At 42.5% G+C, this 15,680-nt stretch carries 18 protein-coding genes; 17 read left to right on the top strand and 1 reads right to left on the bottom strand.

The window, feature by feature from the left end; genetic code table 11:
• Window positions 1–140: 140 nt before the first annotated feature.
• Entirely contained in the window at window positions 141–2,702 is a 2,562-nt protein-coding gene (locus CSV70_RS10825) for a vitamin B12-dependent ribonucleotide reductase (protein WP_099628920.1), read from the top strand.
• A 227-nt stretch (window positions 2,703–2,929) separates the two neighbouring features.
• On the top strand, window positions 2,930–4,357 hold the full coding sequence (locus CSV70_RS10820) for a carbon starvation CstA family protein (protein ID WP_085130463.1): 1,428 nt from the start codon (window positions 2,930–2,932) through the stop codon (window positions 4,355–4,357).
• Window positions 4,358–4,470: 113 nt separating this feature from the next.
• Here CSV70_RS10820 and CSV70_RS10815 read toward each other — a convergent pair whose 3' ends face one another.
• Window positions 4,471–5,457 carry a DUF1385 domain-containing protein gene (locus CSV70_RS10815; RefSeq protein WP_099628919.1) on the bottom strand — a complete coding sequence of 329 codons (987 nt, stop codon included), beginning with the start codon at window positions 5,455–5,457 and terminating at the stop codon, window positions 4,471–4,473.
• Between the two features lie 122 nt (window positions 5,458–5,579).
• Here CSV70_RS10815 and CSV70_RS10810 point away from each other — a divergent pair, with 122 nt between their 5' ends.
• The 15 genes from CSV70_RS10810 to folD all read left to right on the top strand — a co-directional run bounded on the left by CSV70_RS10810 (window position 5,580) and on the right by folD (window position 15,647).
• Entirely contained in the window at window positions 5,580–6,005 is a 426-nt protein-coding gene (locus CSV70_RS10810) for a hypothetical protein (protein ID WP_085130467.1), read from the top strand.
• A 69-nt stretch (window positions 6,006–6,074) separates the two neighbouring features.
• Window positions 6,075–6,521: a type II 3-dehydroquinate dehydratase gene (gene aroQ, locus CSV70_RS10805; protein ID WP_085130469.1), complete on the top strand. Its 447-nt coding sequence runs from the start codon at window positions 6,075–6,077 to the stop codon at window positions 6,519–6,521.
• A complete protein-coding gene (locus CSV70_RS10800) occupies window positions 6,515–7,576 on the top strand; it encodes a M24 family metallopeptidase (RefSeq protein WP_198166101.1) in 1,062 nt (353 codons plus the stop codon). The genes aroQ and CSV70_RS10800 overlap by 7 nt, the downstream gene beginning before the upstream one ends.
• A gap of 24 nt (window positions 7,577–7,600) precedes the next feature.
• A complete protein-coding gene (gene efp / locus CSV70_RS10795; protein ID WP_085130474.1) occupies window positions 7,601–8,158 on the top strand; it encodes an elongation factor P in 558 nt (185 codons plus the stop codon).
• A gap of 354 nt (window positions 8,159–8,512) precedes the next feature.
• Window positions 8,513–8,722 (top strand): hypothetical protein, encoded by a 210-nt coding sequence (locus CSV70_RS10790; RefSeq protein ID WP_029054553.1) that lies wholly within the window; start codon window positions 8,513–8,515, stop codon window positions 8,720–8,722.
• Entirely contained in the window at window positions 8,723–9,100 is a 378-nt protein-coding gene (locus CSV70_RS10785) for a stage III sporulation AC/AD family protein (RefSeq protein WP_099628918.1), read from the top strand.
• A gap of 35 nt (window positions 9,101–9,135) precedes the next feature.
• Window positions 9,136–10,035, top strand: a complete 900-nt coding sequence (locus CSV70_RS10780) for a stage III sporulation protein AE (protein ID WP_158232411.1) — start codon at window positions 9,136–9,138, stop codon at window positions 10,033–10,035.
• Window positions 10,036–10,044: 9 nt separating this feature from the next.
• A complete protein-coding gene (locus CSV70_RS16515; RefSeq protein ID WP_157111208.1) occupies window positions 10,045–10,212 on the top strand; it encodes a hypothetical protein in 168 nt (55 codons plus the stop codon).
• A 63-nt stretch (window positions 10,213–10,275) separates the two neighbouring features.
• Window positions 10,276–10,698 (top strand): hypothetical protein, encoded by a 423-nt coding sequence (locus tag CSV70_RS10775; RefSeq protein ID WP_143560418.1) that lies wholly within the window; start codon window positions 10,276–10,278, stop codon window positions 10,696–10,698.
• A complete protein-coding gene (locus CSV70_RS10770) occupies window positions 10,685–11,236 on the top strand; it encodes a SpoIIIAH-like family protein (protein ID WP_085130482.1) in 552 nt (183 codons plus the stop codon). The genes CSV70_RS10775 and CSV70_RS10770 overlap by 14 nt, the downstream gene beginning before the upstream one ends.
• 278 nt (window positions 11,237–11,514) lie before the next feature.
• Window positions 11,515–12,018, top strand: a complete 504-nt coding sequence (gene accB / locus CSV70_RS10765) for an acetyl-CoA carboxylase biotin carboxyl carrier protein (protein ID WP_099628916.1) — start codon at window positions 11,515–11,517, stop codon at window positions 12,016–12,018.
• A 13-nt stretch (window positions 12,019–12,031) separates the two neighbouring features.
• Entirely contained in the window at window positions 12,032–13,378 is a 1,347-nt protein-coding gene (gene accC, locus CSV70_RS10760; RefSeq protein ID WP_085130486.1) for an acetyl-CoA carboxylase biotin carboxylase subunit, read from the top strand.
• A 16-nt stretch (window positions 13,379–13,394) separates the two neighbouring features.
• A complete protein-coding gene (locus tag CSV70_RS10755) occupies window positions 13,395–13,781 on the top strand; it encodes an Asp23/Gls24 family envelope stress response protein (protein ID WP_085130488.1) in 387 nt (128 codons plus the stop codon).
• 543 nt (window positions 13,782–14,324) lie between these two features.
• Complete coding sequence (gene nusB / locus CSV70_RS10750; protein WP_099628915.1) at window positions 14,325–14,699, top strand: transcription antitermination factor NusB; 375 nt, start codon at window positions 14,325–14,327, stop codon at window positions 14,697–14,699.
• Between the two features lie 78 nt (window positions 14,700–14,777).
• Window positions 14,778–15,647, top strand: a complete 870-nt coding sequence (gene folD, locus CSV70_RS10745) for a bifunctional methylenetetrahydrofolate dehydrogenase/methenyltetrahydrofolate cyclohydrolase FolD (protein ID WP_085130490.1) — start codon at window positions 14,778–14,780, stop codon at window positions 15,645–15,647.
• The last annotated feature ends 33 nt before the right edge of the window (window positions 15,648–15,680 follow it).

The raw sequence follows: 15,680 nt of genomic DNA, 5'->3' as shown, positions 1-15,680 counted from the left end.
TTTGTCGAAATGTCGTGATATCAATGATTTTATGTTTTTGAAGAATAAATGTCGATTGATATACTATTCAATATGTAGTAGATTATTTAATAAGACAAACACTATATATAGTGTTTGTAGCGTTATGAGGAGGATGTTATATGGTTACGATGTCGAAGCAAGGCGAACCGATGCTCGATAAACAACAATTGAATGAGGATATTGCGAAGTTCCCTCAAGTTCACCCGGTTACGGAGGATATGAAGCTAACACATAGTGGAGTATCGCGTCTAGTAATGATCGATCGATATTCATTTAAAGATATGGAAAAGAAGACACTGAAAGAAGGCGATTTTGTCGTTCTAACAGTGAGAGAAGATCCAAAGTTTCCCGCTCGTGGGTTAGGTTATATTACGAAACTTGATCAAGCGAACGGGAAAGCGGAGATCTGGATTGAACCAGAATATCGTTCATCAATCGACGATATAGACGAGCAGCAAAAAGGTATAGTTACACGTCCCCTTGAAGTGCTTGAGAAGCCGCTAGAAGTGTTCTACGAGCAGATTGCAAAACGTAATGCGACAGGACTTGCTTCTGTTGAAAAGACGGAAGATAGAAGAACGCAGTCGTATAACATGTTCTATGATCAGTTGAAGGCATTGAACTTCATTCCGGCTGGTCGTGTACTGTATGGCGCAGGATCAGACACGGATGTCACGTTCTTTAACTGTTATGTAATGCCGTTTGTGCCCGATTCCCGCGAAGGGATATCCGATCACCGTAAGCAAGTGATGGAGATCATGAGTCGTGGTGGCGGTGTAGGAACGAACGGTTCGACATTACGTCCACGCAACACGTTGGCACGTGGTGTCAACGGTAAGTCATCCGGATCGGTTTCCTGGTTGGATGATATTGCGAAATTGACTCATTTGGTTGAGCAGGGCGGATCAAGACGTGGGGCACAGATGATTATGTTATCAAACTGGCACCCGGACATTTATGAATTCATCATCTCCAAAATGCAGAATCCGCGAATTTTGCGCTATTTGATCGAAAACACAGAAGACGAAATGATCAAGAAGCTGGCAGATGAGAAACTGAATTTCAAACCGTTGACAGCACAAGAAGAAGCGATGTATCAAGGCATCACAAACTATAAACAAATTCCAGGTCAAGGTGGTTTTAACGCAGCGATTATCCGTGACGCTGAGCTGAAGCTGCAAGATGGCGGAACGTACACCGTTCATAATCCAGAATTCCTGACAGGAGCGAATATTTCCGTAACCTTAACGGATGACTTCATGAAAGCGGTGGAAGAAGACGCGGATTACGATTTGCGTTTCCCCGCAGTCGAAAATTATTCTCCTGAACAAATGAAGTATTATAATGAACAGTGGCATGAAGTTGGCGATGTACGCGAATGGGAACGTCTAGGTCACGAAGTGCGTGTGTATCGTACAATTAAAGCTCGTGCACTATGGGATTTAATTAATATTTGTGCAACGTATTCAGCGGAACCAGGCATTTTCTTTATTGATAATGCAAATGACGACACGAATGCAAAAGCGTACGGACAGCAAGTTGTAGCAACAAATCCGTGTGGTGAACAACCACTTGCACCATATTCTGTCTGTAATTTGGCTGCTGTCAATCTTGCTGAGATGGCAGACAAAAATACGAAGACGGTTAACTTTGAAAAGTTGAGAGAGACGGTACGGACTGGTGTACGTATGCAAGATAACGTCATCGACGCTACACCGTACTTCCTTGAAGATAATAAAGTACAAGCCCTTGGAGAACGCCGTGTAGGTCTGGGTGTGATGGGGCTTGCTGATCTTCACATCTACTGTGAAAAAGAATACGGCTCGCCTGAAGGAAATCAATTAGTGGATGAAGTATTTGAAGCAATTGCGACAACTGCTTACCGCGAATCGATTGAATTGGCGAAAGAAAAAGGAAGTTTCCCATTCCTTATTGGTCAAACGGATGAAGAAACGAAAGCATTACGTCAGGCTTTCATTAATTCTGGCTTTATGAAGCGCATGCCGGAAGATATCCGCGAATCGATTTTGGAACATGGAATCAGAAACTCTCACTTATTGACTGTTGCGCCAACTGGATCCACTGGAACCATGGTAGGGGTTTCAACTGGATTAGAGCCTTATTTCTCATTCACATATTACCGTAGCGGACGCTTAGGTAAATTCATCGAAGTAAAAGCGGCGATTGTAGAAGAGTATTTGCAGGCTAATCCTGATGCTGATCCAAATCAATTGCCTGATTGGTTTATTTCTTCAATGGAATTAGCACCGGAAGCGCATGCGGACGTGCAATGTATCATTCAGCGCTGGATCGACAGTTCGATCTCTAAAACAGTTAACGCACCACGCGGCTATACAGTGGAACAAGTTGAAAGTGTGTATGAGAGATTGTATAAAGGCGGGGCGAAAGGCGGTACAGTATACGTCGACGGTAGCCGCGATGCACAAGTACTGACTCTGAAAGCGGAAGATAATATTCCGGATACAGAAGAAGTAGTTGAAGTGACAGATCAGCCGAAAGTTGTGCTCGTAAATACGATCCAAGCATTGCGTTCGACAAACGTCACGATCGGTTCAGAAGTGGGCGACACATGTCCAGTTTGCCGACAAGGTACAGTAGAAGAAATAGGTGGATGTAACACGTGTACCAATTGCCAAGCGCAATTGAAGTGCGGATTATAATTTAATACTAACGAAACCCCGAATGCTTATGCATTTGGGGTTTCGTGCTTTCATAGGTAAAATTTCACAATCTTCTTTTAGAAGTAAATGTAGTAGGAAAAAAAGTTAAATTATTCTAAAAGTCTATGTTGATATAATTTTCAAACTATTATATACTAGAAAAAATTGTTTGATTCATTATTAATCAATCAGACAAATATATTAAAAGACGGGAAAGTAGGGGTTGCATGCTGACATTTTTATCATCCATCGTCTTGCTAGTTATAGGTTATCTAACGTATTCAAAAGTGGTCGAAAAGGTATTTGTGATTGACGATGCAAGGAAAACGCCCGCCTATACACAGGCTGATGGGATGGATTACGTGCCGATGAGCTGGTGGAAAGGCTGGCTCATCCAATTACTGAACATCGCAGGTTTAGGTCCGATATTCGGGGCGATTGCAGGTGCGTTATATGGACCTGTTGCATTCATTTGGATTGTGTTCGGTAGTATTTTTGCAGGAGCTGTCCATGATTATTTTTCTGGAATGTTGTCACTGAAACACGGTGGTGCTCAATTCCCTAAAATTGTGGGAGAGTATTTAGGTGATATCGCCAGACGTTTCATCAATGTGATTTCAATTGTTTTAATGGTTCTTGTAGCGGCTGCCTTCACTGCGGGGCCGGCGCAACTTATTTCATCCATTACACCGCTCTCATTTATCGTGTCATTAATTATTATATTTGGTTACTTCGTGTTGGCAGCTATTTTGCCAATCAATAAAATTATAGGTCGTTTATACCCGGTGTTTGGAGTAGTGTTGATCGTTATGGCAGTTGGGATTGGTGGGGCTTTATTATTTGGACCTGAGAAAATCCCGAATTTAACTTTACAGAACTTACATCCTGGAGAGTTGCCAATTTGGCCGTTGTTAATGGTGACGATTTCTTGTGGAGCTATTTCTGGATTCCATTGTACACAAAGTCCAATTGTTTCTAGAACGATGAAAAAAGAGTCGGAGGGCCGGAAAGTATTTTATGGCGCAATGATTGCGGAAGGTATCATCGCAATGGTATGGGCTGCAGCGGGCATGACATTCTTTGGTGGTACGGCAGGATTACAAGGCGCTCTGGCTGCGGGTGGTCCAGCAGGTGCAGTAAATGAAATTTCGAGCACATTACTTGGTTCGTTTGGTGGAATGTTAGCTATTTTAGGTGTTATTATTTTACCGATTACAACAGGCGATACAGCTCTTCGTTCAGCACGTATGATTTTTACTGAAGCGACTTCCAAGTGGTTGAATCCCAATAAAAAGTGGGTGGTTTTGGCTACTACATTGCTATTAGGCGTACCGATGTTCTATCTATCGACAATCGACTACTCGTTCTTGTGGCGTTATGTTGGCGGTACGAATCAATTAGTAGCAGCGGTCATGCTTTGGACGGCAACATCTTTCTTAATCAGAGAAAAACGAGCCCATTGGATTGCGGGCATTCCTGCAATGTTCATGACCGCTGTTGTCGTGACGTACTGGATGTATGCTCCTGAAGGTCTGCATCTCGACTATGCCGTATCTGTAGGCACGGGAATTGCAGTTTCAGCTGCGATCGGTGTGTTTTACATACTGAAAGTCATTCAATCAAAACAAGTCCCGGCGATTGTAAGCGAACAATAGTGAAGAGGTCCTTAGCGAATGTGCTAAGGACCTTTTTACTGGTGTGCAAAATTTTGTAGAAAAGGTAAGAGCCTCGAATATGTAAAAACACATTCGAGGCTCTTTGTTTAATTTTATGACAGAAGAGGTTTCGGCTCATTGGTTTCTTCTGTTTCTGCTGCAACTTGAGGATGCAACACACCAACTCCATGTTGTTCCACATCTAATAATTTTTCGAAAGAAGCAATTGCAACTTCTACTTGCTTGTCGTCTGGCTCTTTTGTTGTTAGTAATTGCAACCAAAGCCCAGGGTAGCCTAGATAACGAAGTACCGGTACGTTGCGCACCGCATTCGTCAACTGTAATACTTCAAATGATATGCCGAGCACTACCGGAATTAACAAAATCCGATTGAGGACGCGTAACCAAAGTGGATCGGTTGGAACTAAGAAGTAGATGAACATTCCGACGATGACTGTGAACAAAATGAAACTGCTACCGCATCGATAATGCAATCGAGATTGCGACTGTACGTTTTCTACTGTCATTTCCATATTACTTTCGTAGTTATTGATGACTTTATGCTCTGCGCCATGATATTGGAAAACCCGCTTGATTAGCGGTGTCATAGAAATCAATCCAATATACGTCAGTAACAAGAAGAGTTTAAAGAAGCTTTCGATCATAATTTGTGCCGTTTTGCTAGGTGCTACCGATTGAAATAACTCCGCTAAGAAAACGGGAACGAGTGTAAAGACGAACTTACCAAAAATGAACGATAATACTCCGACTGCCGCCACTCCAAGAACCATTACTAGTTTCGACGTCTCTTCTTTTGCATGTTCTTCTTCTTCGCCAGGCATCACATCGTAGCGGTCACTTGCAAACGTCAAATGCTTAGAACCATTACCAGCCGATTCAATTAGCGCGACAATACCCCGAATGAAAGGGATTTTTTTTAATTTAGTGCGTATAGGATGTGATTCTCTCGGTACATGGTAGTATTCGATCGTATCATCTTTCCGGCGAATGGCTGTCACCGTATCCTTCTTTCCACCGAACATTACACCTTCTATAAGTGCTTGACCTCCGTATGCTGGAGGAGTTTTCTGTTGGCTCATAACATACCCACACTTTCTGTCGTAAGAAACGATATCCCCATTGTACTAAAAAAAGTGAAATTGCACCATTGAGATGTTTAAAAAAGTGTAAATTGCCCGACACTGGAATGGGAGGTATTGTCATGAAAATTACTTCAACACATTTCTGGACAGCTGTTATGGCTGCGGTACTATCTATAATTTCACTAAAATTCCTACACGTTTTTAAATTTATTAAATGGTCACCAATCGGCTGGACGAAAAAACTTCATATGCTTACGACTTTTCCCGGCTGGCTTAAGTGGGTGCTATTAGGAGTCATTTGTTTTTTGCTATTTTTTATCCTGTACTTTATTGCTCGTCTGACGTTTAAGATTCCACCCACTGTTTCTTCATTGATCGTCACAATTATCGTGATTATCTTCATTGAATGGATGATCCACGTCAAAGCAGATTTGACCATGACACAATTCATAAAAAAAATATCGATACCGTTTGCTTGTTTGTTCGCGATGATTTTCCGTTTCGTCATCGGAACTTCTGTTTACATGAAAAAAACAATAGGCTAGAACAGTATTAGTATGTCCCGCTTACTCATTGTGCTAAAATAGGGAAGAAAAATGAGTGGGGGGGATTAAATGGAACTGTTACTCTTAAATGGCCCAAACTTGAACAGGCTAGGCAAAAGAGAACCGGATATATACGGGGCAGAGACACTTGCAGATATTGAAAGTCGAATTCGGCGTTTAGCGAATGAATCAGATATCGCGTTGTCGTGTTTTCAATCCAATATAGAGGGTGAGCTCATTAACAAGATTCATGATGCAGGGGATCGAGAAATTGATGGCATCATCTTCAATCCAGGCGCATTTACACACTACAGCATTGCGCTTCGCGACGCAATCGCTTCTATTTCTGTTCCTGTAATTGAAGTCCACATCTCAAATATACATACTCGTGAAGAGTTCCGACACACGTCTGTCATTGCTCCTGTAGCGGCAGGACAATTATGCGGTTTTGGAACAGCGGGCTATGATCTTGCCTTCCAAGCGTTTTTGTTAAAACGAGAGGAGAGACTATCTTGAAAATAGAGCAATTAAGAAAATTATTGAAAGAACAGCAACTCGATGCATTAGTAATCACAAATCCGTACAATCGTCGCTACATGACAAACTTCACGGGATCTGCAGGGACTGCAATTGTTTCACAAGTTGATGCAGTATTCATTACAGATTTCCGTTATATGGAGCAAGCGAATGACCAACTAACAGGCTATCGCATTGTCCAGCATACGGGCACGATGATTCAAGAAGTTGCGAACCAAGTAAAAGAAATGAAGATTGATACACTAGGCTTCGAAAAAGAGGATCTGAGCTATAGTCAGTTTGAAGTGTATAACGAACATGTAAAAGCAAAACTAGTGCCTGTCGCTGGTTTAATAGAGAAACTACGTTTAATTAAGACCCCGGAAGAAATCGAAGTGTTAAAGCAAGCGGCAGCCATTGCGGATGCGGCATTCGTCTATATTTGTTCAGTCATCCAAGCAGGGAAAACGGAGTTGGAAATCGCCAATGAATTGGAGTTTTTCATGCGGAAACAAGGCGCGACTTCGTCTTCATTTGACATAATTGTTGCTTCTGGTGAAAGAGGGGCTTTACCACATGGGGTAGCATCTGATAAAGTGATTGAGACAGGTGATTTAGTTACAATGGATTACGGCGCCCTTTATAATGGGTATATATCTGATATTACGAGAACAGTTGCGATCGGTGAGCCTTCTGCTAAACTTCGTGAAATCTATGAAGTCACGTTACGCGCCCAAGAACTGGGTGTAGAAAAGATTAAGCCCGGCATGACAGGTATCGAAGCCGACGCAATTACACGCGACTACATCAAGTCCAAAGGGTATGGAGAGGCATTCGGTCATTCAACCGGTCATGGCATTGGCATGGAAGTTCACGAAGCACCAGCCTTATCATTCCGCTCCGAAACGGTGCTTGTACCGAATATGGCGGTAACAGTGGAACCAGGAATCTACCTTCCTGGTATTGGCGGAGTGCGGATCGAAGATGATATACTGATCACAGAAACAGGTAATGAACGTTTGACAAAGTCTACTAAAGAACTGCTTATTTTATAATCGGTTGAAAATGGAGGAATACGAATGATTTCAGTAAACGAATTTCGTACAGGATTAACAATTGAAGTTGATGGTGACATTTGGCGCGTAATGGATTTCCAACACGTAAAACCAGGTAAAGGGGCAGCGTTCGTTCGTTCGAAACTGCGTAATCTTCGCTCAGGAAACGTGAATGAAAAAACATTCCGTGCGGGAGAAAAAGTAGAAAAAGCACAAATTGACAACCGTAAAATGCAGTATTTATATGCTGACGGAGATATGCACGTATTCATGGATAACGAATCGTACGAGCAGATCGAACTATCTGATAAGCAACTTGAATATGAATTAAAGTTCTTGAAAGAGAACATGGAAGTTCACGTCATCACGTATAAAGAAGAAGTGCTTGGCGTTGAATTACCAATAACCGTTACGCTTGAAGTAGCGGAAACAGAGCCTGGAATAAAAGGTGACACAGCGAGTGGCGGTTCAAAGCCAGCTAAGATGGAAACTGGCGTCGTTGTTCAAGTACCATTCTTCGTTAACCAAGGTGATATGTTAATCATCAACACAGAAGAAGCAGAATACGTTTCCCGCGCATAAGTAAATATGTATCAAGGATGTCCCAGTGATGGGGCATCCTTTTTTTGCGTGGTAATGAATTCGGAAATTGAAGCGAAACGTAGAAAGTATAATAAGTAAATTAGAGAGTACGAGGGGATTAAAATAGCCCACTCACCAACAGTTGTGTGCAAATTATGAGACAACTAAAGGGAGCTTGCGACCTAGTTGCCTCACCGCGGGCCCATGAGAAAGCGTCCGCCTAGAGCGCAAATCCCCACACCGATACAAACTATTCCCTATCTTTTTCAATCCGCAATGTCCGTGATACTTTGATACTTTTGCATATTTAAGAAGCTTGCTTCATAGAGTGGACTATGGAGGAGGCGTAGCGGGATGGAACTGAATGATTTATTGCGCATCGCCGGCGTTGGATTGGTGATTGGGGTACTTCACGTGTTTTTCGAGCAAACAGGCAAGAAGGAGTTCTCATTTTTCCTATTTTTCTTAGCATATCTGTACATCTCGATTGAGCTGCTGATGTTCCTCAGAATATTCTTTACGGAGATCACGGAATTCTTTAGCTGGCTATCCATGGCGATGTAAATGGCGATTCTCTTTCAATTATTTGTCGTGTATCTCTTGCTGCTTTTGCTTTCATTTGCTGCACCTGCCCTGCGTCCCATTCTTCATACCGCGCTATTCTTACTGGTCACAGTGTATGTATTATTTACGGTCCTTGTACCTTTCGGATCGACATTGTTGGAGTTGACGAAGAAGTTACCGTCGCCTTACGCAACGCTACTAGTGGTCAGTGCGGGTCTGTATTATGTAGCGGAGGTTCTGTCGCTTCAGATGAAAGATGAGGGGTACGGGGCATTCGGGCAGTTGTTTCAGACCAGCATGAAAGTAGTCATCATGACATTGTGGTTGCCGTATATCACGCAATTGATCGAGACGATCCACACGTTCATTCCCTGGTGAACGAATCCTAACAAAAATGAATGGACGAGACATCTATGCTGAATTTTCTGCAGGAAAGTATCGCGGGTATCATCGGACCATTTTTCTTGTTGCTCATCATGTTGCTTATCGCTTCTCTTGTCGATTTCTTTCTTCCGGCGTTTCAAAAGTGGACGAGGTTTCTGTTACTGATCCTTATTTTAGTATTGCTGATTGAGCCGGCTAGGGAAAGTTTCGAGCAAATCCAAGTCATCACGCACACGATTGCTTCATTATTCCTTGGAATGTATCCACTAATGGCTGCGATGATTTTGGCATCCGGTGCCACGTTCGGCGTCTTGAATTTCCAACCCGCTATGCTGTTATTTGCGCAAGGGGCTGTCGTGTTTGCGGATAAGTTCCTGTTGCCGGTGTTATTAACGGCGCTGTTGTTCGATATCTTTACGCGATTGGTGCCGGAAATTGCCTTCACGCGGATGGCGGATTTATTGCGTACGTCATTGCTTGCGTTTGTTTCTGCCATGGTTGCAGCGTATTCCATTTTTATTACAGCGGGTGGCGCGTTGTCTTGGACGATGAACGGCGCTTTGAACGAGCCGTTAAAAGAGCTGATCAAGAATAATATTCCTGTCATCGGTTCATTATTGACGGATACGCTTGGATCAATTGGTCGTTATTCTTCCGGTGCCACGGCTTATATGAGTATTTGGCTGCTCGTATCAATCTGGACGATCGCGCTATTGCCGGCAGTTAGGATTCTTTGTATGGCCTTTTTATTTAGATGGACAGCGGCAATCATTGAACCATTTTCGCAAAAAGAAGTGTGCGGTTTACTGGATGATATCGGTCGTACGTTGTTTGTTTTATGCGCCATTTCATTTTTGCTGACATTCGCTTTCATCTATACAACGATTTTCATTGTGACGTTCATTAAACTGATGACGTTCGGGAAATGAGGCGAGTGTATGGAAGTATTTTTAGTAGGGTTAGCAAACTTGGTAGTCCTAGTCTTAATTATTCAGTTACTGGCGGGGCGTGAAATGGAAAGAATGATCATTCCTTTGTGTAAAGTGGCAATCGGCATTTGGATTTTGCAATATATTCTACAATTCGCAAGTCATAAGTTACTGTGACGCTACATATTATGCAACTGTAGAATTCATTTTAGTCAATTCACGTTGAGATGGTGATGGAACTTGGAAAAGACCACAGGGAAACCCCGATTGATCATGATCGGTTTGATGGTTATGGTGTGTAGCGTTTTATACATCACCAGTACGGCGAATGTAGGAGGGGAGAAACAGAAAAAAGAAGAGAAGCGCATGCTGTCAACACTTGAAGAAACACTTGAACAAATGGAAGGGTTAGGGGATGTGAAAGTTTATTTTCATTACGATGAAAAAGAAGAAGAGAGTCCGTTAGCAAATTATTTCTCCGCCACGTCCGCTGTGAAAAGCCAATCACCTTTGCAAGGGTTGCTCGTCGTAGCGGAAGGGGCAGAAAATCCGGCTATACGAAACGGACTTTCACAACTCCTAGCCAACGTCCTACAATTGCCTGAACATCGTATCGTCATCGTGGAAATGAAGAAAAGGGGGAATCAACATGAAAGCCAATAAACGAACAGTTTGGTTTTTAACATTACTCAGTCTAGTCGCAGTGATTTCAATCTACTACGTGAAGAAGGAAGCACCGATGCCATTTGATGGAATTGCGATCTTCACGAAAGAAACAAAGGACGCAACGAATCTACTTGAAAAGGAAGGCAAGTCGGAGGAAGTGAAACCGGTCTTCGCTGAATCGTATATTTTCCAGGATATGCGCATGGAAGTACGAAATGAACGCAGTGAGACAGTGCAACAGTTGACAGAGAAAATGACATCTTCTGATTTTACTGCTGAAGAGAAAAATGAAATTTTTAACGAAATTGCTGAGTTACGAAAAGTCAGTTCGACAGAAGCGTTGATGGAGATGCAAATCGCAGCACTTGGCTATCCAGAAGTGTTTGTACGTGGAGATGGGGATCGAGTCAACGTAACGGTGTTATCGAATGAAAGCCACTCACCGAAAATGGCGGATGAAATTACACAGTATGTCATGTCGAGTTGGGATGGCGCGCAAACTGTCAAAGTCGATTTTGCAGAAGCAAAAGAATAACAACAAAAGGAAGTCCATGTGGCTTCCTTTTTTACATAGAAAAACTAAACTTTTGAAATAGGTGCAGCGTGTAATGTGAATTTCACGCTTATAGGTAAACCTATTAAAGGTATGGGATAACACATCGTCGTTTTTTCAAATAAATTGTCACAAAATTTGCAACTAGTGGGCATTTTTCAAGAATAATAGAATAATTTGTGTCTTTGCTATTCCATATTTACTGTAAAACGACTATCATAGTATACGATAGCAAGAAAATTTAGTTAGGAGAATCAGATATGTTGAAAATCCAAGAAATCCGAGAAATTATTAAGCTTATCGATCAATCATCCATCCAGAAGTTCTCATTAGAATCAGATGGAGGGAAGATTAAACTAGAGAAAAATGATGGACAAGCCGTGACAACGGTTACAGAAGCACCGCAAACACCACAAGCAGCGCCGGCTCCAGTCCAAGCTCCAGTAGCGCCTGTTGCGGTAACACCAGCACCAGCACCAGAAGCACAAGCAGCGCCAGTAGCTGAAGTAGCAACTGACGAAACACTACACAAAATCACTTCCCCTATGGTTGGGACATACTATCAGGCTTCGTCGCCAGACGCAGAAGCGTACGTTAAAACTGGTGATAAAGTAACGGCTGAATCCATCGTTTGTATCGTAGAAGCAATGAAATTATTCAACGAAATTGAATCAGAAGTAAATGGTGAAATCGTTGAAATCTTAGTGCAAGACGGTCAACTTGTGGAATACGGACAGCCTTTATTCCTTGTTAGAGAAAACTAAGGGGGAGTAACCAATGAAAAAAGTATTAATTGCAAACCGTGGAGAAATTGCTGTGCGCATTATTCGTGCATGCAAAGAAATGGGTATTAAAACAGTAGCGGTCTATTCTGAAGCAGATGCAGAGGCGTTACATGTGCAACTAGCAGATGAATCAGTTTGCATCGGTCCACGTCTATCGACAGACAGTTATCTGAACTTCTCAAACGTCATCAGTGCCGCGAAAGCAACTGACTGTGACGGGATCCATCCTGGTTATGGTTTCCTTGCAGAGAACGCGAGCTTCGCTGAACTTTGTGAAGAAGTAAATATCGAATTCATCGGACCCACAGCGGCGGCTATTTCTAAAATGGGTACAAAAGATGTTGCGCGTAATACAATGGCATCTGCAGGAGTTCCAATCGTTCCTGGTTCTGACGGCATTGTGGATGACGCAGATCATGCACTCGAAATTGCAAAAGAACTTGGGTTCCCGGTTATCATCAAAGCAACAGCTGGTGGTGGCGGTAAAGGAATTCGTGTAGCACGTGATGAAGATGAGCTAGTAAAAGGTGTTAAAATCACACAAAAAGAAGCTGCTGCGGCATTCGGTAACCCGGGCGTGTATATTGAGAAGTATATCGAAGTATTCCGTCACGTAGAAGTTCAAGTGCTAGCGGATAAATACGGTAACACGGTTCACTTAGGTGAGCGTGATTGTTCTATTCAACGCCGTATGCAAAAACTGGTTGAGGAAGCTCCATCTCCTGCATTGACTCCTGAACTACGCGCAGAAATGGGTGAAGCGGCTGTAAAAGCAGCTCAAGCGTGTAACTATCGCGGTGCAGGTACTGTAGAATTTATTTTTGATCATATCAATCAAAAATTCTATTTCATGGAAATGAATACACGAATTCAAGTTGAACACCCTGTAACAGAAATGATCACAGGAATTGACTTAATTCAACAACAGCTAAAAGTAGCTGCAGGCGAAGAATTAGCGTTTAAACAAGAGGATATTCAGTTCAATGGTTGGTCTATTGAGTGTCGGATCAACGCAGAAAACCCTGAAAAGAATTTCATGCCTTCACCCGGCAAAGTAACTATGTATCTACCGCCAGGCGGCTTTGGTGTACGTGTTGACTCAGCAGTGTACCCAGGCTATACGATTCCACCGTTTTACGATTCGATGGTCGCAAAGCTGATCGTTCATGCGGATACGCGTGAGCAAGCGGTCGCTCGGATGAAACGTGCATTAGACGAGTTCGTAGTCGAAGGCGTCCATACAACGATTCCTTTCCACGCGAACTTAATGAATGACGAAATATTCCAGTCTGGAGATTTTGATACAAAGTTCTTAGAAAAGTACGACGTCATGAAATAATTGGAGGAGAAGTGTAATGGCTGATAAAACAAATGCATCGTTTGTCGGAATGACACCGTCTGGAGATGTCGCACTCGGACGAGTTCAACTGGCACCTGAAGTACTCGAAGTCATCATTGGTATCGCCACGTCAGAAGTACACGGAGTGATTGCTACCCAAGGGAACTTCGCATCAGGTGTTGCGGAGAAATTGGGAAAAGTGATGTACGGAAAAGGTGTAAAAACCGAATGGGCAGACGAAGGATTGAAAATCGATGTGTATTGCATTATCGAGTATGGCCATTCCATTCCTACGATTGCAGCGAAAATTCAAAATGAAATTCGCCAAGCGATTTTGAATATGACTTCGCTTCAAACGCATGAAGTGAATGTCCACATAACTGGCATTCATTTCGAAGACTGAACAGGACTTAGCGAATGACATTATAGCCGAAGACCCGCCTACTAATAGGTGGGTCTTCGGTTTTTTGTAGTGGAAATGAATTTGAGAGTGGTGTTGGATTTTATTTTGAGATATAGGTTAAGATGAATTCGGATGCGGTGGGTAATGAGCGGATACAGGTAGTGATAGAGCGCTTGACGTAAAGTTATGAGCGGGTGCGGGCTTTGATAGAGCGGTTGGAAGAGGGCATAGAGCGGATTCGCATGGACTATGAGCGCTTAGACGGATTTATGAGCGAAACGGACATTGCCTTCACCAGTTATTAACAATTTACACTACAATAAAAAAGTGATTGACAGTGCAAAAGTCTATAAGAAAGTGTTCTTCTAAAACATGGATAACGATGCTTCCAACTTTATCAACTACCCCTTGTTTAAATATTTATGAACTTATTGATCGAAAATGCAAACTGATGACATAAAATCGCCGGATTCCACTAGTTGTTTTCCTGCGTTTTGTGCTATCATTAGGTTTTGAAGATGAGCGGTAGAGGAGATAACAATTATGAAACGACGAGAAGCACGTGAAAAAGCAATTCAAACACTGTTTCAGCTGGACAATAGTGAGATGAATGTGGACGAAGCGATCGGTTATATTGTGGAAGCACCACTGGATTCATTCTATGAACAACTAGTTCGAGGCACAGCGGAACACCTGACAGAAATCGACAGTGAAATCACAAATAAATTGGAAAACTGGACCATCGACAGATTGCCAAAGATCGAAAGAACAGTATTGCGATTGGCTGTCTATGAACTCCTTCATAACGAAGAAGTTCCGAATCGGGTCATCATGAACGAAGCGATTGAGCTATGTAAGACGTTTGGTGACGAAAAGTCAGGTCGGTTTGTTAATGGAGTACTTTCTAAATTCCAATAACCGAAATCGTCTCTACTAGTAGCAAGTTTGAGCTCGATAAACTTTCATTACAAATAAAAAAAGTTTGGTGGGAAAATCATGTCTAGTAAAAAGATTGATGGCAAAGCAATAGGACAGGAAATCCGGAATGAATTAAAAGAAGAAGTTGCTTCTTTAGTCGCACAAGGAGTTCAACCTGGACTGGCTGTTATTTTAGTTGGAGAAAATCCAGCATCTGAGACGTATGTGAAAAACAAAGAGAAGTCCAGCAAGGAAGCGGGGATGAAATCTGTGCTTACCAAATTGCCGGAAACAGTATCGGAAGAAGATCTTCTAGCTGAAGTGGAGAAACTCAATGAAGACGATACGATCGATGGTATTTTGGTGCAATTGCCTTTGCCAAAACATATTGATGAAAACAAAGTCATCCGCGCGATTAGCCCTGAGAAAGACGTCGATGGATTCCATCCGATGAATGTCGGGAAAATGTTGATCGGTCAAGAAACTTTCTTGCCATGTACACCATACGGTATCATGCAGTTGCTTGAACGTTCCAACGTAGATATCGCAGGCAAACACGCAGTGATTATCGGTAGAAGTAATATCGTAGGAAAACCGATGGGGCAACTTCTTTTGCAAAAAGATGCAACGGTAACGTATTGTCATTCCCGTACGAAAGATTTGAAGAAATTCACGCAACAAGCGGATATTTTAATCGTCGCAATTGGTATAGCTAAATTCATCACAGGGGATTACATCAAAGAAGGCGCAGTAGTTATTGATGTCGGTATGAACCGTGATGAAAACGGGAAGCTATGTGGAGACGTTGATTATGAATCAGCGGAGAAGCAAGCTAGTGCTATCACCCCGGTGCCAGGTGGAGTAGGTCCCATGACGATTACGATGTTATTGAAAAATACCGTCGAAAGTGCGGAGAAAAAATTAAAAGCACGTACGGAAAATAAGTAATTCTAAACGAGAGACGCTCATCATGAGCGCCTC

It is taken from the genome of Sporosarcina sp. P25, assembly GCF_002743235.1.
Taxonomy (GTDB): Bacteria; Bacillota; Bacilli; order Bacillales_A; family Planococcaceae; genus Sporosarcina; species Sporosarcina ureae_B.
Note: the sequence above shows the minus strand (reverse complement) of the source record. Positions and strands in the feature narration are given on the sequence as shown.

Coding starts and splice junctions, on each gene's coding strand:
- folD (WP_085130490.1), top strand. CDS start 14,778: ATGTCTAGTAAAAAGATTGATGGCAAAGCAATAGGACAGGAAATCCGG.
- CSV70_RS10825 (WP_099628920.1), top strand. CDS start 141: ATGGTTACGATGTCGAAGCAAGGCGAACCGATGCTCGATAAACAACAA.
- CSV70_RS10770 (WP_085130482.1), top strand. CDS start 10,685: ATGAAAGCCAATAAACGAACAGTTTGGTTTTTAACATTACTCAGTCTA.
- aroQ (WP_085130469.1), top strand. CDS start 6,075: ATGGAACTGTTACTCTTAAATGGCCCAAACTTGAACAGGCTAGGCAAA.
- CSV70_RS10810 (WP_085130467.1), top strand. CDS start 5,580: ATGAAAATTACTTCAACACATTTCTGGACAGCTGTTATGGCTGCGGTA.
- efp (WP_085130474.1), top strand. CDS start 7,601: ATGATTTCAGTAAACGAATTTCGTACAGGATTAACAATTGAAGTTGAT.
- CSV70_RS10755 (WP_085130488.1), top strand. CDS start 13,395: ATGGCTGATAAAACAAATGCATCGTTTGTCGGAATGACACCGTCTGGA.
- CSV70_RS10780 (WP_158232411.1), top strand. CDS start 9,136: ATGCTGAATTTTCTGCAGGAAAGTATCGCGGGTATCATCGGACCATTT.
- CSV70_RS10815 (WP_099628919.1), bottom strand. CDS start 5,457: ATGAGCCAACAGAAAACTCCTCCAGCATACGGAGGTCAAGCACTTATA.
- accC (WP_085130486.1), top strand. CDS start 12,032: ATGAAAAAAGTATTAATTGCAAACCGTGGAGAAATTGCTGTGCGCATT.
- accB (WP_099628916.1), top strand. CDS start 11,515: ATGTTGAAAATCCAAGAAATCCGAGAAATTATTAAGCTTATCGATCAA.
- nusB (WP_099628915.1), top strand. CDS start 14,325: ATGAAACGACGAGAAGCACGTGAAAAAGCAATTCAAACACTGTTTCAG.
- CSV70_RS10820 (WP_085130463.1), top strand. CDS start 2,930: ATGCTGACATTTTTATCATCCATCGTCTTGCTAGTTATAGGTTATCTA.
- CSV70_RS10785 (WP_099628918.1), top strand. CDS start 8,723: ATGGCGATTCTCTTTCAATTATTTGTCGTGTATCTCTTGCTGCTTTTG.
- CSV70_RS16515 (WP_157111208.1), top strand. CDS start 10,045: ATGGAAGTATTTTTAGTAGGGTTAGCAAACTTGGTAGTCCTAGTCTTA.
- CSV70_RS10790 (WP_029054553.1), top strand. CDS start 8,513: ATGGAACTGAATGATTTATTGCGCATCGCCGGCGTTGGATTGGTGATT.